Here is a 21,057-nt window from a genome sequence, read left to right on the forward strand (position 1 = left end):
CGTCAGTGCTGCTCGTACAGCACGGGCTCCGGCAGACCGTGCTCGGCGCGGACGCTGCGTGCGATGCCCTCGATCGCGACCAGGGCGTCGACCACGAGCTCCGGCGTCACCGGGAACGGCATGTTGTGGATGGTCTCGCCCTCCACCGTCGCGGCCTCGGCCACGGCGCGCAGCACGTCGCGGTCGTCGACCGTCAGGCCGATCTCGGTCAGGGTGTTCGGCAGGCCGACCTTCGTGGTGAAGACGACGAAGTCCTCGATCTCCTCGGCCGGGGCACCCTCGAGCACCAGCTGGGCGATCGTCCCGATGTTCACCTTCTGCCCGTGGGCCAGGCCGTGCGCCTGCGGAGCCGCGGTCAGCCCGTTGTGGATCGCGTGGGCGGCGGCGAGCCCACCGGACTCGAAGCCCAGGCCGGACAGCAGCGTGTTCGCCTCGACGACCTTCTCGAGCGCCGGGGTGACGACCTTGGCCTTGACGGCCTCGATGGCCTGCAGGGCGTTCTCGTGCAGGAGCTTCCACGACAGCTCGGCGAGCGCGACGCCGGTCTGGGTCTGCAGGCCGCCGGCCATGGTGTCGGCGTTGGCGCGCTTCGCGGCACGGGCCTCGACCCAGGTCGCCAGCGCGTCGCCGATGCCCGCGACCAGGAACTGCACCGGCGCGTTGGCGACGAGCCTGGTGTCGATGAGCACCAGGTCCGGGTTGTGCGGGAAGAAGCGGTACTCGATGAACTCGCCCTCGGCGGTGTAGATGACGGCGAGCGCCGAGGTCGGGGCGTCGGTGGACGCAGCCGTCGGCACGCTGGCCCACCGGATGCCGGCGAGGTGCCCAGCGGCCTTCGCGGCGTCGATCGCGGAGCCTCCACCGAGCCCCACGATGACGTCGGCGTCCGTCGCGCGGATCTGCTCGACGAGCTCGTCCACGGCCTCGGGGGTGGCGAAGCGGCCGAACCCGACACGCTCCACGGCCAGGTCGGCGGACCGGAAGCTCTCGGAGACGGCGGTCTCCACGATGCCCCAGACCACGTCGTCGGCGACGATCAGGGGCCGCTTGCCGATCGGGGCGATGAACTCGCCGACGCGGGTGATCGCGTCCTTGCCCTGGACGTAGCGGGCGGGGCTCATCACGGTGCTGATGGGAGTGGCCATCGTGCGGTTCCTTCCGGTTGTACGACAGGTGTACGACAGGTGTCGGGGTGGCCGACGCCGCCGACGGTACGCGGGGCCGCTGATCGGGAGGTGCTGATCGGTAGGTTCGGGACCATGACGTTCAACGACGACTCGCAACTCCGGGGCGGCAAGGTCAAGCGGCGGGGTCGCACCACGGCGATCGGCGGAGGCGCCGTGGGCGTCGGCGCCATCGTGGTGTTCCTGATCCTGCAGTTCACCGGCGTCGACGTGAGCGGGATCGTCGGCGGCGGCAACGGCCTGACGACGATCCAGCAGGGGGGCGAGTCCGTCGACGCCGCCCCCGAGTGCCGGACCGGGCGCGACGCCAACCTGCGCGTCGAGTGCCGGATGGAGGGCGCGGCCGAGTCGCTCGACGCCTACTGGACGTCCGAGGCGCGGTCGCTCGGCATCTCGTACACGGCACCGGAGTTCTTCCTGTTCCAGGACTCCACCGACACCTCGTGCGGGCAGGCCTCGGCCGCGACCGGCCCGTTCTACTGCCCACCGGACCGTGCGGTCTTCCTGGACACCGCGTTCTACGACGACCTGCAGTCGCAGTACGGCTCGTCCGGCGGTCCGCTCGCGCAGATGTACGTCGTCGCGCACGAGTGGGCGCACCACATCCAGCAGCTGCAGGGGTCGTTCGCGAACACCGACCGCTCCGGCACAGGGGCGTCGTCGGGCAGCGTCCGCGTCGAGCTGCAGGCTGACTGCTACGCCGGGGCCTGGGTCGGCGACGCCGCCACGACGAAGGACGCGAACGGCGAGACGTTCTTCGAACCGATCACCCGCTCCCAGATCACCGACGCCCTGTCGGCGGCGAGCGCCGTGGGCGACGACAGCATCCAGGAGCGCGCGACCGGCCGCGTCGACCCGGACTCGTTCACGCACGGGTCGAGCGAGCAGCGACAGCGCTGGTTCCTGCGGGGCTACCAGCAGGGCGCGACGAGCTGCGACACCCTGAGCATCCCGGGTTCGGCCCTGTAGCCGCACCGTCGAACCACGGGAGGCCCGGTGCCAGCTGGCACCGGGCCTCCCGTCCGTGGTCAGCGCGTCAGCGCTCGTTGAGACGTCAGCGCTCGTTCAGACGTCAGCGCTCGTCCGGCCGTCAGCGCTTGGTCGGCGTGGGCGTGGGGGTCGCGCTCGGCGTGGGCGTCGGGGTGGCGTCGGTCGCCCCGGCGGCCGTCACCACGAAGGTGCGGAAGTCGTCGTTCGTGACCGGGGAGGTCAGCTCGTACCGCTGCCCGTTCACGAGCACGAGCGGCGTGCCGGGGAACTCCTTGAGCGTCGACCCGGGGATCGTGCCGTCCGACACCGCCGTCGTCTGCTCGTCCACCCACTTGGCGTAGTCCTGGTCGGCGATGCAGCTCCGGACGGCGCTCCGTTCCTGCAGCCCCTGCACGCCCGTGACGACGTCGGTGAGCTCCGCGTCGGTCAGACCAGGGGTGCCCTCGTCCGGCTGCTTCGCGAAGAGCGCCTGGTTCACCGCGTAGAACTGGTTCGGGGAGTGCTCGGCGACGCAGGCGGCGGCGTTCGCGGCGCGGAGCGAGTACTTCGTGCCCTGCGAGCGGTTCGACAGGACCGCGACCGGGTGGATGTCGACCGTGGCCGCACCGGAGTCGACGAGGTCCTTGATGTAGTCGCCGTTCGCCTGCTCGAACTGGCCGCAGCCCGGGCAGAGGTAGTCGACGTACAGGGTGATCCGGACGGTACCGGCGCCGTCGGTCGCGGCGCTGCTCGGCGACACGGAGGCCGATCCGGACGCCGACGCCTCGACGGGCTTCAGGTCCTGCCCGATGGTGATGCCGCCCTGCGACATGGTCGACGGGCCGGGGCCGGCGGGCTTCACGGAGTCGACCAGCACGAGCGTGACGATCGTCGCGGCGGCGAGGAGCACGACCCCGAGCCCGATCTGCAGGCCGAGCCGGACACCACGCTGGCGTCGCTTCTGCTGGGTCCGGGCACGCTGGGCTCGCTGGCGGGCGGCTTCACGGCGCTCGTTCCGCGCGGCGCGGGCGGCACCCTCGGGGCGGTTGTTCATCGGTGCGTCGTCCTCCTGATCGGTGTCCGCTCGGCGTTCCCCTGCTCGGCGGACGGACCCGGCGATTGTAGTGGGGCGCTCTGGGAAGCCGCCGACCAAGGGGGAAAACACTGGCGCACCCGGGTGAACTCGTGTTGTATGAACCTCGACAGTCGACGGCGACTGTCCGGGGCCCGTACGGGCACACCGCTTCACTCGGATCGTCCGGCACGTACCTGCCGGTGAAGGAAGGACCGAACGCTCATGGCGTCCGTCACCTATGACAAGGCAACCCGTCTCTACCCCGGAGGCAACCGTCCCGCGGTCGACTCCCTCGACCTGGACGTCGCCGACGGCGAGTTCCTCGTCCTCGTCGGCCCCTCGGGTTGCGGCAAGTCCACCTCGCTCCGCATGCTGGCCGGCCTCGAAGAGGTCAACTCCGGTCAGATCCGCATCGGCGACCGCGACGTCACGGACGTCCCGCCGAAGGACCGCGACATCGCGATGGTGTTCCAGAACTACGCGCTGTACCCGCACATGACCGTCGCCGAGAACATGGGCTTCGCGCTCAAGATCGCCGGCGTCGGCAAGGAAGAGCGCGCCACCCGCGTGCAGGAAGCCGCCAAGCTCCTCGACCTCGAGGACTACCTGGGCCGCAAGCCGAAGGCGCTCTCCGGTGGTCAGCGTCAGCGCGTCGCGATGGGCCGTGCGATCGTCCGTCAGCCGCAGGTGTTCCTCATGGACGAGCCGCTGTCGAACCTCGACGCCAAGCTCCGCGTCCAGACCCGCACGCAGATCGCGTCGCTGCAGCGTCGTCTCGGCGTCACCACGGTCTACGTCACGCACGACCAGACCGAGGCCCTCACCATGGGTGACCGCATCGCGGTGCTCAAGGACGGCATCCTGCAGCAGGTCGGCACCCCGCGTGACCTGTACGAGAAGCCGAACAACGTGTTCGTCGCCGGCTTCATCGGTTCGCCGGCCATGAACCTGCTGCCCGCCGACGTCATCGAGGGCGGGATCAAGTTCGGCACGCTCAACCACGCGATCGACCGCGACACGCTGTCGAACGCCCGTGCCGCACAGATCACGGTCGGCATCCGCCCCGAGGACGTCATCGTGTCGCAGACCGGCGAGGGCCTGCCCGTCACGGTCGACGTCGTCGAGGAGCTCGGCGCCGACGGCTACCTCTACGGTCACGCCGACGTGAACGGCCAGCGCGCCGACATCGTCGCCCGTGTCGACGGTCGTGCGCACCCGTCGATCGGTGACACGATCGTCATCACGCCGAAGCAGGGCCACGTCCACGCCTTCGACACCGAGTCGGGCGACCGCCTCGACGACAAGGCCGTCGTCAGCGCGTAACCAGCGCACTCCCCCGAGAGCCCGCGCCCGCCTCACAAGGGCGGACGCGGGCTCTCGGCTGTCCCCGACACCAGAGGAACCACCGTGCCCGACTCGATGTCCATCACCGCCGCCACCGTCGACCCCGGCCTGCTCGACCTGCCGTGGGACCTGCCGCTCGCCGACTGGCCAGACGACACGATCGTCGCGCTGCCGAAGGGCATCTCGCGGCACCTCGTGCGGTTCGTGCACCTGAGCGGGTACGTCGCCGCGGTGAAGGAGACCGGCGAAGAGGTCGCCCGGTCCGAGTACGAGATGCTCCGGACCCTGCAGCGGATGGACGTGCCGTGCGTGGACCCCGTCGCGGTCATCACGAACCGCGTCGACGCCGACGGTGAACCACTGCACCCCGTGCTGGTGACCCGCCACCTGCGGTTCTCGCTGCCCTACCGCGCGCTGTACTCGCAGACGCTGCGCCCGGAGACCGCCACCCGTCTGGTCGACGCCCTCGCGCTGCTGCTCGTCCGCCTGCACGTCATCGGCTTCTACTGGGGCGACGTGTCCCTGTCGAACACGCTGTTCCGTCGCGACGCCGGCGCCTTCGCCGCGTACCTGGTCGACGCCGAGACCGGCAAGCTCTACCCCGGCGGGCTGTCGAACGGTCAGCGCGAGAACGACCTCGAGGTCGCCCGGGTGAACATCGCCGGCGAGCTGCTCGACCTCGAGGCCGGCGGGCGACTCGACGAGAACGCCGACCCCGTCGACGTCTCGAACCGCATCGTCGCCCAGTACCGGACGCTCTGGACCGAGCTCACCGGCACCGAGCAGTTCGACATCAAGGAACGCTGGCGCATCAACGACCGCGTGGAGCGCCTGAACGAGCTCGGCTTCGACATCGAAGAACTGTCGATCCACACGACCGAGGGCGGCTCGCAGGTCCGGATCCAGCCGAAGGTCGTCGACGCCGGGCACCACCAGCGCCGACTGCTGCGCCTCACCGGGCTCGACGCCGGCGAGAACCAGGCCCGGCGCCTGCTCAACGACCTCGACTCGTACCGCGCCCGCAACGGCCGTGACGAACTCGACGAGGAGATGGTGGCGCACGAGTGGGTCTCACGGGTCTTCGAGCCCGTCGTCCGCTCGATCCCCCGTGACCTGCGCGGTCGGCTCGAACCCGCCGAGGTGTTCCACGAGCTGCTCGAGCACCGCTGGTTCATGTCCCAGCAAGAGGAGCGTTCCGTCTCCCTGCCCGAGGCCACGACCGCCTACATCAACGACGTGCTCCGGCACCGTCGCGACGAGCGCCTGCTCATCAACCCGCCGACCTCGTCGATCACCGTGCCGATCCCGGTGCTGGACGACGACGCCGACGAGTCCGACGAGTCCGACGACGTCGACGACTGGCGCGCCACGGTCTGACGCGGTCTCCGCTCGGTCACGACACCCCACCGGGTGGGCGCCGACCGGTCGGAGACCGTCGTCTGCGGCGTCGCGCAGCGACGACTCGTGACCACACGGCGGGCACCAGCCGACGTGTCCTGACCGTTCGGGGGTCGGCAACGCGACGGCCTGGAGGCCCGGCACGGGTCCCGGGGACCGGCGCCGGGCCTCCAGGCCGTCACGCCCAGCCCCGCCTGCCACCGTGAGCAGGAATGGTCGCCTCCCGCTCGGGGAGGCGACCATTCCTGCACACGAAGTGCTGGGGCTACGCGGTGCGACGACGCCGCGCGACCTCCCACAGAGTGACGCTCGCGGCGATGCCGGCGTTCAGGGACTCGGTGGCGCTCGAGATCGGGATCGACACGATGGCGTCACAGGTCTCGGTGACCAGGCGCGACAGGCCCTTGCCCTCGGAACCGACGACGATCACGATCGGGCGGTCCGCGAGCTCGAGGCCGTCGAGCTCCACGTCACCGTCGCCGTCCAGGCCGAGGACGAACAGGCCCATCGACTTGAGCGACTTCAGGGTCTGCGTGAGGTTCGGGGCCATCGCGACGGGGGTGCGTGCCGCGGCACCGGCCGAGGTCTTCCACGCCGACGCCGTCACGCCGACCGAACGACGCTGCGGCACGATGACACCGTGTCCGCCGAACGCCGCGGTCGAGCGGATGATCGCGCCGAGGTTGCGGGGGTCCGTGATGCCGTCGAGTGCGACGAGCAGCGGGACCTGGTCACGCGAGAACGCCTGCTCGACGATGTCCTCGGACACGGCGTACTGGTACGCCGGCACCTTCAGGGCGACGCCCTGGTGCACGCTGTCGTGTCCGGTGATGCGGTCGAGCTCGGGACGCATGAGCTCGATGATCGGCACGCCGCGGTGGTTGGCGAGCGCGAGGATCTCCTTCACGCGGTCGTCGACCTCGATGCGCGACGCGATGTAGAGCGTCGACGACGGGGTCTTCGTGCGCAGGGCCTCGAGCACGGAGTTGCGCCCGGTCACCAGCTCGGAGTCGTCGGTCTTGCGTGCCGGCGGACGGCCCGTGCGACCCTGCGGGGTGCTCGAGGAACCGTGACGGCCCTTGGCCGCCTCGAAGCGGTCCTTCGCGGCCTTGCGCTTGCCGGCGGGGTGGTACGGGCGGTCCTCGGCCTTCGGGGTCGGCTTGCGACCCTCGAGCGCCTGGGCGCCCTGTCCGCCGGAGCCGACCTGCTTGTTGCCCTTGCGACCGGTGCGGACGGCGCCGGGCCGACCCTTCTTGCTTCCCGAGACGTTCTTCATGCGTAGCTCCTGTTCGGCACTGCCGTGTTCAGGCGATGCTCCAGCGTGTTCCGGACGGCGTGTCCTCGATCGTGATGCCCGCGGCGGCGAGGTCGTCGCGCACGCGGTCGGCCGCGGTGAAGTCCCGTGCTGCCCTGGCGTCCGCGCGCTCCTGCACGAGGCGTTCGACGAGGGCGGCGAGCGGGCCTGCCGAGGTGTCGTGGCCGCCGCCCGACCAGTGGGCGGCTCGCGGGTCGATGCCGAGCACCTCCACCATCGCAGCCACCTGATGGTACGCGGTCCCGAGCGTTTCCGCATCGTCGGCGTCCAGGGCAGCGTTGCCGGTGCGCACGGTCTCGTGCAGCACGGCCAGGGCCTGGGGCACGGAGAGGTCGTCGTCCATCGCCGCGGCGAAGGCCTCGGGCACGGCCGGGGCGTCGGCGAGGTGGACACCCTCGAGCCGGGTCTCGGCGCGCTCGAGGAACCCGGCGATGCGGTCGTACGCCGCCTCGGCCTCGGCCAGGGATCCCTCGTGGTGGTCGATCGACGAGCGGTAGTGGGCGGCACCGAGGAAGTAGCGGACGACGGCGGGACGAGCGGATCCGAGGAAGTCCGCCGCGAAGATCGAGTTGCCGAGCGACTTCGACATCTTCTGGCCCTCGACCGTCACCAGGCCGTTGTGCAGCCAGTACGACGCGAACGGGTCCCCGGCGGCCGTGGACTGCGCCAGCTCGTTCTCGTGGTGCGGGAAGCGCAGGTCGAGCCCGCCGCCGTGGATGTCGAACGCGGGGCCGAGGTACCGACGGGACATCGCCGAGCACTCGATGTGCCAGCCCGGGCGGCCGGCGCCCCACGGGGAGTCCCAGTTGGCGGTCGAGGGCTCGCCGGGCTTCGCACCCTTCCAGAGCGCGAAGTCACGGGCGTCGCGCTTGCCACGCGGATCGGCGTCGGCGGCCTCGACCATGTCCTCGCGCCGCTGCCGGGTGAGCACCCCGTAGTCGGCCCAGCTGCCGGTGTCGAAGTAGACGTCACCCGAGCCGTCGTCGGCGGCGTAGGCGTGCCCGCGGTCGATCAGGCGCTGGATGATCTCGTGCATCTGCGGCACGCTCGCGGTGGCGCGGGGCTCGTACGTCGGGGGCAGGATGCCGAGGGCGTTGTACGCGGCCGTGAACTCGAGCTCGACCCGGTAGGCGCGGGCGAACCACTCCTCGTCGGTGCCTGCCGCCAGGTCGAGGACCTTGTCGTCGATGTCGGTGACGTTGCGCACCAGGGTCACCCGGTACCCGCGGTGGGTGAGCCACCGACGCCAGATGTCGTAGACGAGCGCGGACCGCAGGTGCCCGATGTGCGGCGACGACTGCACCGTCGGACCACAGACGTAGACGCTCACGTGTCCGTCGACCAGGGGCACGAGGTCGACGACGGCTGCGGCGCGGGAGTCGTAGAGGCGAACGGTCACGCCTCAACCCTAATCGGCGCGCGGCCGCGGTTTCAGGAGGGACGCACGAGTGCCGTGGCGATCGCCGCGAGCCCCTCGCCACGGCCGGTGAACCCGAGCCCGTCGGTCGTCGTGCCGGACACGGCGACGGGCGCACCGACGACCGCGGACAGGGCGTCCTGCATCTCGTCGCGGCGGCGGCCGATGCGCGGCCGGTTGCCGATGACCTGCACGGTGACGGACACCGGCACGAGCCCGGCGTCGGCGAGCAGCGCGACCGCGCCGCGCACGAACACGTCGCCCGTGGCGCCGGCGTACTGCGGGTCAGCGGTGCCGAAGCGTCCGCCGATGTCGCCGAGGCCCCCGGCGGAGAGCAGGGCGTCGCACACCGCGTGCGCCACAGCGTCACCGTCGCTGTGCCCGGAGAGGCCGGGTTCGCCGGGGAAGTCGAGCAGCCCGACGCGGCAGGGCGAGGCGTCGTCGAAGGCGTGCACGTCGACCCCGAGCCCGAGTCGGACCACGACGGCGTCAGCCTGGCTGGCACCCGCCGCACCGGCACCAGCCGCAGCACCAGCACCAGCACCAGCACCAGCACCAGCACCAGCACCAGCTTCGGTCCGCGCCCGCACGATCGACTCGGCCCGGCCGAGGTCCCACGGCGTCGTGATCTTGAAGGCGTCGGCGTCCCCCGGCACGAACCGGACGGTGCCCCCGACGGCCTGGAACACCCCGGCGTCGTCCGTCTCGGACTGCGACGACACCGCGTACGCACGCCGCAGTGCCGCGAGCGGGAAGCCCTGCGGCGTCTGCACCCCGACGAGCGCCGCACGGTCGACGGTCTCGACGACGACGTCGCCGTCGACCCGCTTGACCGTGTCCGTGACGGGGAGTGCCGGCACGACGCCCGCACCGTCACCGGCGGCGACGGCGTCGAACACCCGCGAGAACTGTGCCGCGGGCGTGAGGCACCGCGCCGCGTCGTGCACCAGCACCGTGGTGACGGAGTCCGGCAGGACGGCCAGGCCGGCCTCGACCGAACCGTGGCGATCCGTGCCTCCGGCCACGACGGCCGTGTACGCGACCGCAGCACCCGCGACCGAACCGACCACCTGCCGGCACTCGTCCAGGTGCGACGCCGGTGCGACCACGACGACGAGCGTCGGTGACGGCAAGGCGAACAGGGGTTCGAGCGCTCGCGCGAGCATGAGCGAACCGGCCACGGGCACGAACGCCTTCGCGGTCCCGATGCCGAGCCGGGTGCCGGAGCCGGCCGCAACGACGACGACCGCCCGGTCCACCCCTTCGGGGAACCGTGCGGTCGTCGTTCGTGCTGTCGCGTTCAGTGCGCTGTCGTCAGGCTCAGGAAGCCAGGACCTCGTCGAGGACGGTCGATGCCTTGTCCTCGTCGGTCTTCTCGGCCAGCGCGAGCTCGGAGATCAGGATCTGCCGGGCCTTGGCCAGCATCCGCTTCTCACCCGCGGAGAGCCCGCGGTCCTGATCGCGCCGCCAGAGGTCGCGGACGACCTCGGACACCTTGATGACGTCACCGGAAGCGAGCTTCTCGAGGTTCGCCTTGTAGCGGCGTGACCAGTTGGTGGGCTCTTCCGTGAACGGCGCCCGGAGGACCTCGAACACCTTGTCGAGTCCTTCCTTGCCGATCACGTCGCGGACGCCGACCAGGTCGACGTTGTCCGCCGGGACCTCGATCGTCAGGTCACCCTGCGTCACCCGCAGTTTCAGGTAGACCTTTTCCTCGCCCTTGATGACGCGAGTCTTGACTTCAGAGATGGTTGCCGCCCCGTGATGGGGGTAGACGACGGTCTCGCCGACCTCGAATTGCATGTATCAGGCTCCGTTCCCAGACATCCAGTTTACCACAAGGGCCGTTCCGGTAAGGGGACCCTCAACGCTCACCCCTCCCGGTGATCGCTAGGATGGGCGCGGGGACCGCCCGGTCTCCATCGTGACTTACGGAGGAATCTCTTGCGACCTCGGGTACTCGTGTCCGTCGCCGTTGCGGCAACCATCGCGCTCGGCGCCACCGGGTGCGAGTTCATGTCGCCGGCCCACACCGTCGACATCAAGCAGATCACCGACGGCGTGGACGTCTCGACCGGCAAGGTCGACGTGCGGAACGCCCTCCTGATCTCGGACGACGGTGAGAGCGCCCGCTTCATCGGCACGCTCGTGAACAACGACGACCAGGACGACTACACCGTCTCGATCGAGATCGGCGGCGACACCCAGACCGTCGACGTGCCGGCGAACACCCACGTCGACCTCGCCATGGCCGCGGGTGCGGGCAGCGACGACGAGTCGAGCGTGCAAGAGGGCGACACCACGCAGGGCACCACCGCCGGTGACGCCGAGCCGATCGTGTTCGACAACGCGGACGCCAAGCCCGGTTCGCTCGTGAAGGTCTACTTCAGCTACCCCGACGCCGAGGGCACCTCGGCCAACGTGCCGGTGCTGACGAGCTCGCAGGAGGAGTACCAGACCCTCGCGCCGAGCCCGACCCCGACGCCCACCTCGACGTCCCCGTCCGAGAGCGGCGCACAGTCGACCGGCGAGGCCGTGCCCGGCACGCAGCCGACCGACTCGCAGACGGATTCGTCCGAGGGCGACAACGGCACCAACTGACGCCGACGGGCGCGGCTGACACCGCGCCCGGACCGTTCGCACAGGAGGCCCGGTGCGAGTCCCAGGGACTCGCACCGGGCCTCCTGTCCGTCCGTCTCAGGCCTCGATGCGGTACCCGAGACCGCGGACCGTCACCAGGATCTCGGGGGTCGACGGGACCCGCTCGATCTTCGAGCGGATGCGCTTGATGTGCACGTCGAGGGTCTTGGTGTCGCCGAAGTAGTCGGAACCCCACACCCGGTCGATGAGCTGCCCGCGGGTCAGCACACGGCCGGCGTTCCGGAGCAGCAGTTCGAGGAGCTCGAACTCCTTGAGCGGCATCGGGGTCTCGGACCCGTCGACCGACACCGTGTGCCGCTCGACGTCCATCCGGATGCCGCCGACCTGCAGGATGCCGCTGTCCGCCGGGTCGTCCTCGGTGCGGCGACGGAGCACGGCACGGATCCGGGCCAGGAGCTCCCGGGTCGAGTACGGCTTCGTCACGTAGTCGTCGGCGCCGAGCTCGAGCCCGACGACGATGTCCACCTCCGAGTCCTTCGCGGTCAGCATGATGATCGGCGCGTTCGACCGGGTCCGGATCTGCCGGCACACCTCGGTGCCGCTCAGGCCCGGCAGCATGAGGTCGAGGAGCACCAGGTCGGGGTTCTCCGCGTCGAACTTCGACAGCGCGGTCACGCCGTCGGCAGCGACGGAGGTCTCGTACCCCTCGCGCTGCAGCAGGAACTCCAGGGGCTCGCTCAGGGCCGGCTCGTCGTCGACGATGAGGATCTTGGTCACGATGGCTGCTCTTCCAGTTGCTCTTCGAGTGCTGTGGTCAGTTCGGGATCTGCCTCGGGCAGACGGATGGTGAAGGTCGAGCCCTTGCCGGGCTGCGACCAGACGCGCACGTCACCACCGTGGTTGCTGACGACGTGCTTGACGATCGCGAGCCCGAGGCCGGTGCCCCCGGTGGCGCGCGACCGTGCGGGATCGACACGGTAGAACCGTTCGAAGACGCGGTCGAGGTCGGCCTCGGGGATGCCGACGCCCTGGTCGGTGATGGCGATCTCGACGAAGCCCTTCGAGGACCGGACGCCCACGCCGACGCGGGTGTTGTCCGGCGAGTACTTCACCGCGTTGGCGATGAGGTTCGACACCGCGACCTGCAGGAGCCCGCGGTCGCCCATCACCCGCAGCTTCGACTTCTTGGCACGGATGATCTCGATCGAGCGGGCGCGGGCGACGACCTCGTTCGCGTCGATCGCGGCCTGCACGATCTTGTCGATGCCGGTCTCCTCGCTGTTCTCGAGCGCGTCGACCGACTGCAGCCGGGACAGCTCGATGATGTCCTTCGTCAGCGCTCCGAGCCGCTCGGACTCGGTGATGAGCTGCGCGGCGAACTTCTTCACGTGCACGGGGTCGTCGGCGGCGAGGACGAGGGTCTCGGACAGCAGGCCGATGGCGCCGATCGGCGTCTTCAGCTCGTGCGAGATGTTGGCGACGAAGTCGCGGCGGACCTCGTCGATGCGCCGGCTCTCGGTCAGGTCGTCCGCCGTGAGCAGGACGTACCGGTTGCCGAGCTGGGCGGCACGGAAGCTGAGGTAGCCGATGAGCTCCCCGTGGCGACCACGCGGCAGTTCGAGGTCCTCCGACCCCATCTCCCCGCTCTTGCGCACCCGGTCGATGAGCTCGAGCAGTTCGTGGTGCACCAGGCGCCGGCGCACGACGAGCCCCGCCGTGAGGGCCTGGGGGGATGCCGCGACGACGGTGTTCGACGGGTCGATGACGACCGCCGGGTTGTGCATCGTCGCGATGACCGCTGCGACGCCGTCCGGCAGGGTCCGCTCCGCCACGTCGGCAGCACGTGCCGTCCGCTCGGCGGTGATGATCAGCACCACGACGCCCGCGCCGAAGACCCCGCCGAGGAGCATCGACAGTGGCACGAGCCACGCGTTGTCCATGCCGCCAGTGTAGGGATGGTCATGCGGGGTTCCGGTACCGTTCACCGTCTGCGGAAGGCCAGAACGCGAAGCGTTCAGCCCCGCGTCACCGTTCGTTCACCTGGGCTGACGACACTCGTCCGGTACGCAGAGAGAGGTACTCCCCCATGCGCGAAGTCTTCCAGCAGGAACTCCAGGACGTCCAGGAGCGACTGACCGAGATCGCCGGGCTCGTCGAGTCCGCCATCACCCGAGCCACGCAGGCCTTCAGCGACTCCGACGTCGCCCTCGCCGAAGAGGTGATCGCCGACGACGAGAAGATCGACCTCGCCGCGAACAGCCTCGACGAGATCGCGATCGACATCCTCGCCCGCCAGGCACCGGTCGCCCGCGACCTGCGCGTCGTCGTCACGGCCCTGCGCGTCAGCTCCTCGCTCGAGCGCATGGGCGACATGGCCGAGCACATCGCGCAGCTCGCCCGCCAGCGCTTCCCCGAGAAGGTCGTGCCGAAGGGCCTGCGCAGCACGTTCAAGGAGATGGGCCGGCACGACGTCGCGATGGCGCAGAAGCTCACGCGGCTGCTCGCCACCGAGGACATCGCGCTGTCGGCCGAGATCCGCGACGAGGACGACGCCGTCGACGAGCTGCACGCCAGCGTCTTCGACTTTGTGCTCGGCGAGGCCTGGAAGGGCGGTCCGATCGACACCGTCGACGCCACCCTGGCCTCCCGCTACCACGAGCGCTTCGCCGACCACGCGGTCTCGATCGCCAAGAAGGTCGAGTACCTGGCGACCGGCGACTGGACCGGCGCGTCCACCTCGACCGCGGCGGTCTGACCCGACCCGATCGGTCTGACCCGGCCCGATCGGTCTGCGAGGATCGTGGCATGGCCCAGGTCGCGATCATCGTCAACGGCATGCCCGGTTCCGGCAAGAGCAGCATCGGTACGGCACTCGCCGAGGTGCTCGGCTGCCCGTTCCTGTCGAAGGACCGCATCAAGGAGCCCCTCGCCGACGTCGTCGGTCCGATGATCGCCTCGCGGCCGCTCGGCGGCATCGCGATGGACACGATGTGGTCCATGGCGCGGGCCGTCGAGAACGGGGTCGTCCTCGACGCCGTCTGGCTGCCGTCCCGTGACCGCGACCTCCTGGAGGCCGGACTCGCGTCCGCCGGGTCGCCTCGCGCCGTCGAGGTGTGGTGCGACACGGACCGCGCCACCGCCGAGCAGCGGCTGCGCGACCGGTACGAACCGGGCACCGTGCCGGTGCGGCACGAGGTGCACGGGGACCTGGCCGACGTGCTGGCCTTCTGGGACGAGCATGGCGACGACGCCCGGCCCGTCGGTCTTCCCGGCGTGCCGGTGATCCGGGTCGACACGACGAAGCCCTACGACGTCGGGGCGCTGGTGCAGGAGATTGCATCGCACTTCGTCTGACCAGCCACGGCTCGTCGGGCCGACCGTGCTGTCGAAGCGACAGGTCGTCGACGGGGCGATCCGTTCCTCCTGGCAGAGCGACAGGAGTCGGCGGAACGTTCGCGACCCACTGTCGCTCTCGCGAAGCCCCACACGCGTGAACGCCCCGCCCGGATGCCGGACGGGGCGTTCGTGCGTGGGTGCTACTTCTTGGCGCCCTGGGCGGCCACGGCGGCGGCGCCGGCTGCGGCGGCCTCGGGGTCCAGGTAGTACGCGGGCTTCGTCGGCGTGAAGTCGTCGTCGAGCTCGTACACCAGCGGGATGCCCGTCGGGATGTTCAGTCCGGCGATGTCGTCGTCGGAGATGCCGTCGAGGTGCTTCACGAGCGCACGCAGCGAGTTGCCGTGGGCCGTCACCAGCACGGTCTTGCCGGCGGCGAGGTCCTTCGTGATGTCGGACTCCCAGTACGGCAGCAGGCGGTCGATCACGAGCTTGAGCGACTCGGTGCGGGGCAGCTGGTCGCCGAGCTCGGCGTAGCGGCGGTCGCCGAACTGCGACCACTCGGCGTCGTCGGCGATGGGGGGCGGCGGGACGTCGAACGAGCGGCGCCACTCCATGAACTGCTGCTCGCCGTACTCGGCGAGGGTCTGGGCCTTGTCCTTGCCCTGCAGGTCGCCGTAGTGGCGCTCGTTGAGGCGCCAGTCGCGCTTCACCGGCAGCCAGGCCAGGTCGGCCTGCAGCAGCGCGATGTCGGCCGTCTGGATCGCACGGGTCAGGAGCGAGGTGTACAGGACGTCGGGGACGATGCCGGACTCGGCGATGAGGTCGCCGGCGCGCTTCGCCTCCTTCTCGCCCAGCTCGCTGAGCCGGACGTCGACCCAACCGGTGAACAGGTTCTTCTGGTTCCAGTCACTGTTGCCGTGACGGAGCAGGACGAGCGTGGAGGTCATGCCTCCGAGTCTACCGAGCGGTACCGGCCCCGTACCCTTGACGCATGCCCATCGGGAACGTGACGCGCGGGACGACCGGGTACAACCGGCTCCGCCGCGTCGACCGGTGGATCGCGACCCTGCCGGTGCTGCGCCGGACGGACGACCCGCTCGTCGCCGACGTCGGCTACGGGGCATCGCCGACCACCACCCTCGAGCTGCGCGACCGGCTGGCCGCCGTCCGACCGGACGTCGAGGTGACCGGCATCGAGATCGAGCCCTCGCGGGTCGCGCTCGCGAACGCAGGCACCCGCGACGGCGTGACGTTCCGCCTGGGGGGCTTCGAGACGCCGACGCCCGGGCAGCGCCGGCCCGCCGTCATCCGGGCGTTCAACGTGCTGCGGCAGTACGACGAGTCCGCGGTGGTCGGGTCGTGGCGGATCATGCAGGACCGGCTGCAGCCCGGCGGCGCGCTCGTCGAGGGGACCTGCAACGAGGTCGGCCGGGTCGCATCGTGGGTGACACTCGACGACGTCGCACCGCAGACCTTCACGGTGTCGCTCCGGCTCGCCGGGCTCGACGTGCCCTCGATCGTCGCCGAGCGGCTGCCGAAGGCCCTGATCCACCGCAACGTGCCCGGCGAACGGGTGCACGCGTTCCTGCGCGATCTCGACCTGTCGTGGGCGGTCGCTGCACCGCTCGGCACGTACGGGCCCCGGCAGCGGTGGATCGCCACGGTGCGCGGGATGCGTGACCGCGGCTGGCCGGTGCTGCACGGGGTGACGCGCTGGCGGCTCGGTGAGCTCAGCGTCCCGTGGGCGGCCGTCGAGCCCGCCTGACGCTGCGACGCAAGACACCGGTGTTCGCGCCCCGAACACCCGCAAACCGCGGTGCGACCGGCGAACACCGGTGTTTTGCGACCGCCAACGGGGAGCTAGGAGCGCTTGACGGCTCCGAGGCGGGGCAGGCGCGGGACGTTCGCCGTCGCACCGGCCTCGGGCGGGACGATGGTCTCCTGTGCCGCAGTCACCACGACGTCGTCGGCCTCGAGCCGCAGGGTCGCGGTGGGGTCGAGGGAACGCTTCACCACGGCGAGCCCGATCGGACCGAGCTCGTGGTGGATCGCCGAGGCCGAGAGCCGACCGACCTGCTTGTCGTCGAGCAGCACCGGGGTTCCGGGCACCGGCAGCACGCCATCGGACCCGTCGAGGTGCAGCAGCACGGCCCGTCGCGGCGGGTGCCCGAGGTTGTGGACCTTGGCGACGGTCTCCTGCCCGCGGTAGCAGCCCTTCGACAGGTGCACGGCGGAACGCAGCCAGTCGAGCTCGTGCGGGATCGTCCGCTCGTCCACGTCGGACAGGGTCGGGCGCCACGCGGCGATCCGCAGCGCCTCGTACGCGAGCAACCCCGCGACGGGCACGTCCGACGCCGCGATCGCGGCCGCGGTGCCGGGGGTGACCACGGCGATGCGGAGGGTCCAGTCGGAGCCGGGGTGGGCCTCCTGGTCGGCGTAGCCCCATCCGCCCGGCGTGACGGCGCCCCACGGGTCGACCCACTCGGCGACGGGCGGTTCCGGCAACTCGACGGACGCGAACGGGGCGTCCGCCCCGAACCAGCCGAGGGTGACGAAGTCGGCGGAGCGGTCAGCGACCTCGACCCGGAGCATGAAGCGCATCGAGTCGAGCCACCCGGCGAGCGGCGCAGCGTCAGCGCGCTCGGTGAGCAGCCAGACCGTCGCACCGTCGTCGACGACGCGAGCCGCGTGCTCAACGCGTCCGGCCTGGTCGAGCACGAGCGTCTCGGTGCTGACGCCGGTCGGCAACCCGGTGAGCTGCTGCGAGGTGATCGAGTTGAGCCACGACAACCGGTCCGGTCCGGAGACGGTGACGGCACCGAGTCCGAGCTCGACGACGGCACGCCCCCGGGTCAGCAGGCGCTGCTCCCCGATCGGGTTGCCGAAGTGCGCGGCGACGGAGTCGGCCGCGACGAAGCCGTCCCGCGCGGCGAACACCGACATCAGTCGACCTTCGCGAGCTGCCCCGAGGCGTGCGAGGTGAGTTCGCGACCGAGCGCGGCGATGTCCCACGCCCAGAAGAGCTTGCCCTCGACCAGCCCGTACAGGCGGGTCGCGGCGGAGTAGTCCTTCGCGTTCGGCGAGCGCAGCACGGCGTCGGTCGACAGGTCGATCCGGCCCTTCAGCACCCGGCCGACGTAGAGCTCGTTGACGCCCGTCGGGTGGATGATCGCGGCCTCGACGTCGAAGCCGTCCGTGGTGTTGCGGAGTGCCTCGACGCTCTCGACCGTGCTGAAGGGCGTGGGCCCGTCGCCCAGGAGCATCGCGGGGCCGCGGTCGCCCGGCTCGGTCGGACGGTCGATCCGCCAGTAGCCCATCTCGGCGGCGAGCGGGGTGTGGTCGTCGTCGAGCAGCCACGTGGTCGACGAGTAGTTGAGGTACGGCAGGCCGTCGTGGCTGAAGCTGACGCGCTGGCCGAACTCGTAGTTCCGGACCTCGTCGTCGTCACCGACCGGGTACTCGACCACACCGGTGCCTTCCCACACGCCGACCAGCCACGACAGCGGGACCAGTTCGGGGGCGAGGCCCTCGGGCAGCTCGATCAACGCTGGCCCTTGAACAGCTTCACGACGACGACCACCGAGATGAACGCGATCGCGAGCGACGCCAGGCCGAGGAGGCCGACGTAGAAGAGCTCGAGCGCAAGCAGCGAATCCATGCTCGGAGTCTACGCGGCTCGGCTCAACGCGCCAGGAGCACCACCGCGGTGACGAGGACCACGACGAACGCCCCGGACGACGCGATGCTGATCCGTTCGACCAGACCGTCCTTCGTGGCGGTGATGAGCTGCAGCACGAAGCTGACCATCACGCAGGCGACGAAGACGAGCAGCAGCCAGGCGAAGGCGTCGCGCTCGGCCACGGTCAGCACGAGCACGGCCCCGACGACCGCCAGCACCCAGACCGGCAGGACGGACGTCAGCCGCAGGCGACGCTGGTCGGTGGGGTGCACGGGCTCGGTCACGCGCTCCATCATGTCAGGGACGTGCGGTGCGGTGGTCGCGCCGTGCGGTGCGGGACGACGCGCAATCCGTCCGGCCGGATGAGTCCTTCCCGAGCATCACTAGGATGTCTCCACGACGTCATCCACCTCCGGAGGTCCTGTGGCACAGCTCCTGGTACTCACCTCGACCGCGCCCGGAGACGTCCTGCCGAGCCTGGGCCTCCTGAGCCACCGGATCCGCCACGTGCCGGCCGAGGCCGCACAGCTGGTCAACGCCCCGCAGAGCGACCTGATGTTCGTGGACGCCCGCACCGACCTGGTCAGCGCGAAGGCCCTGTGCAAGATCCTCGCCTCGTCGGGGTCGACCACACCGATCGTGCTCGTCGTCACCGAGGGCGGGCTGACCGCTGTCAACAGCGACTGGAACGTCGACGACGTCGTGCTCGAGAGCGCGGGCCCGGCCGAGATCGACGCCCGCATCCGACTGTCTGCCGGTCGTGCGGCGAAGGGCCAGACGAGCTCGAAGATCCAGGCGTCCGGTGTCGTCATCGACGAGGCCAGCTACTCCGCCAAGGTGCGCGGCCGGCCGCTCGACCTGACGTTCAAGGAGTTCGAGCTCCTGCGCTTCTTCGCCACCCACCCGTCACGCGTCTTCACCCGCGAGCAGCTGCTCAGCGAGGTCTGGGGGTACGACTACTTCGGTGGCACCCGCACGGTCGACGTGCACGTCCGACGACTGCGCGCCAAGCTCGGCGACCTCGAGTCGCTCATCGGCACCGTCCGCAACGTCGGGTACCGCTTCAACGTCTACGACGACGAGGCCGAGCGCCTGATGGGGCAGTAGTGCTGCCCGACCTCGACAGCTTCGTCGCCCCCGGCGAGGCTCCCCCGTTCTCCGACCAGACCCTGGTGGACGTCCGAGCCGGGCGCGCGACCGTCCTGACCGTCGACCACGGGGTCGCCGTGGTCCGTGACGGCGAGCTGGAACTCGTCGTCGCCCAGGAGGCCCGTGGCCAGGGCATCGGCACGGCCCTGGTGACGCAGGCACTCGCGCTGGGCGGCGGGACCGCTCCGCGGCTCGCGTGGGCGCACGGGGACCACCCGGCAGCGCGAGCGCTGGCCGACCGGTTCGGCTGGCGCGCGATCCGCACGCTGCTGCAGCTCCGAGCGCCCGTCGCCGACTCCGATGTGGACGTCGCCGCCGACGCTGATGCCGACGTGGCGCTGCCCGACGGCTACTCGCTGTCGGCGTTCCGCCCCGGCACCGACGACGAGACCGACTGGCTCACGCTGAACGCCGCCGCCTTCGCCCACCACCCCGAGCAGGGGCGGATGACGCTCGACGACCTGCACGCCCGCGAGGCCGACGACTGGTTCTCCGGCGAGGACCTGCTGCTGCTCCGCGACGCCTCCGGGCAGCTCGCCGGCTCGTGCTGGCTCAAGGTCGAGGACGGCATCGGCGAGTTCTACGCCGTCGCCGTGCGGCCCGACCTGCAGGGGCAGCGACTCGGCGGTGTGCTCATGCGTGCGGGCACCGCTCGGCTGCGCGGCCGCGGCCTGACCGCCGCCGCACTGTACGTCGAGGGGGACAACGAGCCGGCGCTGGCGCTGTACCGGCGCTCGGGGTTCACCCAGCACGCGATCGACGTGCAGTACGCGGCGCCGGAGCAAATCTCAGGTCACTGATACGCTGCGCCCATGATCCAGGGGGACCAGGGCGGATCGCCCATCGAACGACGACGTCCGCACGCACGGTCGGGGGCACGCCGGTGAACTTCAACCCGTCGCCGGTGTTCCTCGCGATGGCCGCGATGGTCGCCATCCCCGCCGTCGTCACCGCACTCGTCCGCCAGAGCGACCGGAAGCGCCCCCCGTCGGCGGTCGTCGGGGACGAGGCGTACGGCGTGCTCTTCACCGTCCGCGCTCGCCGGTGGAACTACCTGCTGCTCCGGATCATCGGGATCGTCTTCATCGTGGTCGGCGGGTTCTTCCTGCTGGCCGCACTCGCCCTGCTCGACGACCCCGAGGCGATCGGGATGCTCCTCGGCGGTCTCGGCATCGGGCTGTTCGGGCTGCTGTTCGTCTACCTGGGCGTCGGGCAGAAGCGGCGCCGGGTCGAGGCGTACGACTCGCAGCTGGTCGTCACGCCGATGTTCCGTGCCGCCCGGACCGTCGACCCCGCTGCCATCAAGCACATCCGGCCCACGACGAACCGCTTCGGCGGCCTGGACGTCAAGGTGCACGGCCAGCGCGGGGTGATCAGTGTCCTGTCCATCGATGCCGCCTACCCCGAGTTCTGCGCGTGGCTCGAGCAGCGGGCGCCGGCGCAGTGGGGCGCGTTCGTGCAGGTCTTCGCGCGCTGAGCGCAGCACCTCGGTCCGTCGCGGCCGTTCCTGCACAACCGAACGGTTCACCGCCGGTTTCCACAGCGTCCACCGAGGCCCCTCCGGTGGCAGGGGCCGGGTGGCAGGATGTG

At 70.7% G+C, this 21,057-nt stretch carries 22 protein-coding genes; 10 read left to right on the forward strand and 12 right to left on the reverse strand.

What is annotated here, in order from left to right; translation table 11 throughout:
* Nucleotides 1–2: 2 nt before the first annotated feature.
* A complete protein-coding gene (locus DEJ01_RS09315; protein ID WP_111092798.1) occupies nucleotides 3–1,145 on the reverse strand; it encodes a glycerol dehydrogenase in 1,143 nt (380 codons plus the stop codon).
* A gap of 114 nt (nucleotides 1,146–1,259) precedes the next feature.
* On the opposite strand from DEJ01_RS09315, the gene DEJ01_RS09320 reads away from it, so the two are divergent.
* Nucleotides 1,260–2,153 (forward strand): neutral zinc metallopeptidase, encoded by an 894-nt coding sequence (locus tag DEJ01_RS09320; RefSeq protein WP_111054085.1) that lies wholly within the window; start codon nucleotides 1,260–1,262, stop codon nucleotides 2,151–2,153.
* A 121-nt stretch (nucleotides 2,154–2,274) separates the two neighbouring features.
* Here DEJ01_RS09320 and DEJ01_RS09325 read toward each other — a convergent pair whose 3' ends face one another.
* Complete coding sequence (locus tag DEJ01_RS09325; protein ID WP_111092799.1) at nucleotides 2,275–3,207, reverse strand: thioredoxin domain-containing protein; 933 nt, start codon at nucleotides 3,205–3,207, stop codon at nucleotides 2,275–2,277.
* Between the two features lie 243 nt (nucleotides 3,208–3,450).
* On the opposite strand from DEJ01_RS09325, the gene DEJ01_RS09330 reads away from it, so the two are divergent.
* Both DEJ01_RS09330 and DEJ01_RS09335 read left to right on the forward strand, forming a co-directional pair.
* A complete protein-coding gene (locus DEJ01_RS09330; protein WP_071404078.1) occupies nucleotides 3,451–4,551 on the forward strand; it encodes an ABC transporter ATP-binding protein in 1,101 nt (366 codons plus the stop codon).
* A gap of 84 nt (nucleotides 4,552–4,635) precedes the next feature.
* Nucleotides 4,636–5,949, forward strand: coding sequence for a DUF4032 domain-containing protein (locus DEJ01_RS09335; RefSeq protein WP_027466606.1), 1,314 nt, complete (start codon nucleotides 4,636–4,638; stop codon nucleotides 5,947–5,949).
* A gap of 286 nt (nucleotides 5,950–6,235) precedes the next feature.
* On the opposite strand, the gene rlmB is transcribed toward DEJ01_RS09335, so the two are convergent.
* From rlmB to DEJ01_RS09355, 4 genes are read right to left on the reverse strand one after another with little or no spacing between them, the layout of a single operon-like run.
* Complete coding sequence (gene rlmB / locus DEJ01_RS09340; RefSeq protein WP_027466607.1) at nucleotides 6,236–7,246, reverse strand: 23S rRNA (guanosine(2251)-2'-O)-methyltransferase RlmB; 1,011 nt, start codon at nucleotides 7,244–7,246, stop codon at nucleotides 6,236–6,238.
* A gap of 28 nt (nucleotides 7,247–7,274) precedes the next feature.
* The gene (gene cysS / locus DEJ01_RS09345) at nucleotides 7,275–8,684 is read right to left on the reverse strand and encodes a cysteine--tRNA ligase (RefSeq protein WP_111029061.1); all 1,410 of its coding nucleotides are present in this window, start codon (nucleotides 8,682–8,684) and stop codon (nucleotides 7,275–7,277) included.
* A gap of 32 nt (nucleotides 8,685–8,716) precedes the next feature.
* A complete protein-coding gene (gene ispD, locus DEJ01_RS09350) occupies nucleotides 8,717–10,006 on the reverse strand; it encodes a 2-C-methyl-D-erythritol 4-phosphate cytidylyltransferase (RefSeq protein ID WP_375342379.1) in 1,290 nt (429 codons plus the stop codon).
* Between the two features lie 16 nt (nucleotides 10,007–10,022).
* A complete protein-coding gene (locus DEJ01_RS09355) occupies nucleotides 10,023–10,505 on the reverse strand; it encodes a CarD family transcriptional regulator (RefSeq protein ID WP_017888066.1) in 483 nt (160 codons plus the stop codon).
* Between the two features lie 141 nt (nucleotides 10,506–10,646).
* Here DEJ01_RS09355 and DEJ01_RS18125 point away from each other — a divergent pair, with 141 nt between their 5' ends.
* Nucleotides 10,647–11,303, forward strand: coding sequence for a hypothetical protein (locus tag DEJ01_RS18125; RefSeq protein WP_128780543.1), 657 nt, complete (start codon nucleotides 10,647–10,649; stop codon nucleotides 11,301–11,303).
* A 96-nt stretch (nucleotides 11,304–11,399) separates the two neighbouring features.
* Here DEJ01_RS18125 and DEJ01_RS09365 read toward each other — a convergent pair whose 3' ends face one another.
* Both DEJ01_RS09365 and DEJ01_RS09370 read right to left on the reverse strand, forming a co-directional pair.
* Complete coding sequence (locus DEJ01_RS09365) at nucleotides 11,400–12,080, reverse strand: response regulator transcription factor (protein ID WP_027466611.1); 681 nt, start codon at nucleotides 12,078–12,080, stop codon at nucleotides 11,400–11,402.
* Nucleotides 12,077–13,243: a cell wall metabolism sensor histidine kinase WalK gene (locus DEJ01_RS09370; RefSeq protein ID WP_071404724.1), complete on the reverse strand. Its 1,167-nt coding sequence runs from the start codon at nucleotides 13,241–13,243 to the stop codon at nucleotides 12,077–12,079. Before DEJ01_RS09370 ends, DEJ01_RS09365 begins: the two co-directional genes overlap by 4 nt.
* Before the next feature lie 146 nt (nucleotides 13,244–13,389).
* On the opposite strand from DEJ01_RS09370, the gene phoU reads away from it, so the two are divergent.
* Both phoU and DEJ01_RS09380 read left to right on the forward strand, forming a co-directional pair.
* On the forward strand, nucleotides 13,390–14,058 hold the full coding sequence (phoU, locus tag DEJ01_RS09375; RefSeq protein WP_027466613.1) for a phosphate signaling complex protein PhoU: 669 nt from the start codon (nucleotides 13,390–13,392) through the stop codon (nucleotides 14,056–14,058).
* 50 nt (nucleotides 14,059–14,108) lie between these two features.
* On the forward strand, nucleotides 14,109–14,657 hold the full coding sequence (locus DEJ01_RS09380; RefSeq protein ID WP_035809234.1) for an AAA family ATPase: 549 nt from the start codon (nucleotides 14,109–14,111) through the stop codon (nucleotides 14,655–14,657).
* Nucleotides 14,658–14,839: 182 nt separating this feature from the next.
* Here DEJ01_RS09380 and DEJ01_RS09385 read toward each other — a convergent pair whose 3' ends face one another.
* Complete coding sequence (locus DEJ01_RS09385; protein ID WP_071244006.1) at nucleotides 14,840–15,586, reverse strand: phosphoglyceromutase; 747 nt, start codon at nucleotides 15,584–15,586, stop codon at nucleotides 14,840–14,842.
* Between the two features lie 44 nt (nucleotides 15,587–15,630).
* Here DEJ01_RS09385 and DEJ01_RS09390 point away from each other — a divergent pair, with 44 nt between their 5' ends.
* Nucleotides 15,631–16,404 carry an SAM-dependent methyltransferase gene (locus tag DEJ01_RS09390; RefSeq protein WP_071404723.1) on the forward strand — a complete coding sequence of 258 codons (774 nt, stop codon included), beginning with the start codon at nucleotides 15,631–15,633 and terminating at the stop codon, nucleotides 16,402–16,404.
* 95 nt (nucleotides 16,405–16,499) lie between these two features.
* Here DEJ01_RS09390 and DEJ01_RS09395 read toward each other — a convergent pair whose 3' ends face one another.
* From DEJ01_RS09395 to DEJ01_RS09405, 3 genes are all read right to left on the reverse strand, one after another.
* Nucleotides 16,500–17,582, reverse strand: coding sequence for a folate-binding protein YgfZ (locus DEJ01_RS09395; RefSeq protein ID WP_111092801.1), 1,083 nt, complete (start codon nucleotides 17,580–17,582; stop codon nucleotides 16,500–16,502).
* Entirely contained in the window at nucleotides 17,582–18,184 is a 603-nt protein-coding gene (locus tag DEJ01_RS09400; RefSeq protein ID WP_027466617.1) for an FABP family protein, read from the reverse strand. Before DEJ01_RS09400 ends, DEJ01_RS09395 begins: the two co-directional genes overlap by 1 nt.
* Before the next feature lie 136 nt (nucleotides 18,185–18,320).
* On the reverse strand, nucleotides 18,321–18,602 hold the full coding sequence (locus tag DEJ01_RS09405; protein ID WP_128780538.1) for a hypothetical protein: 282 nt from the start codon (nucleotides 18,600–18,602) through the stop codon (nucleotides 18,321–18,323).
* Nucleotides 18,603–18,741: 139 nt separating this feature from the next.
* Here DEJ01_RS09405 and DEJ01_RS09410 point away from each other — a divergent pair, with 139 nt between their 5' ends.
* From DEJ01_RS09410 to DEJ01_RS09420, 3 genes are all read left to right on the forward strand, one after another.
* The gene (locus DEJ01_RS09410; protein WP_017888078.1) at nucleotides 18,742–19,425 is read left to right on the forward strand and encodes a response regulator transcription factor; all 684 of its coding nucleotides are present in this window, start codon (nucleotides 18,742–18,744) and stop codon (nucleotides 19,423–19,425) included.
* Nucleotides 19,425–20,267 (forward strand): mycothiol synthase, encoded by an 843-nt coding sequence (gene mshD, locus DEJ01_RS09415; protein ID WP_111054093.1) that lies wholly within the window; start codon nucleotides 19,425–19,427, stop codon nucleotides 20,265–20,267. The genes DEJ01_RS09410 and mshD overlap by 1 nt, the downstream gene beginning before the upstream one ends.
* An 83-nt stretch (nucleotides 20,268–20,350) precedes the next feature.
* Nucleotides 20,351–20,944, forward strand: a complete 594-nt coding sequence (locus DEJ01_RS09420) for a hypothetical protein (RefSeq protein ID WP_111029055.1) — start codon at nucleotides 20,351–20,353, stop codon at nucleotides 20,942–20,944.
* The last annotated feature ends 113 nt before the right edge of the window (nucleotides 20,945–21,057 follow it).

This window comes from Curtobacterium sp. MCLR17_040 (assembly GCF_003234735.1).
GTDB lineage: Bacteria > Actinomycetota > Actinomycetes > Actinomycetales > Microbacteriaceae > Curtobacterium > Curtobacterium flaccumfaciens.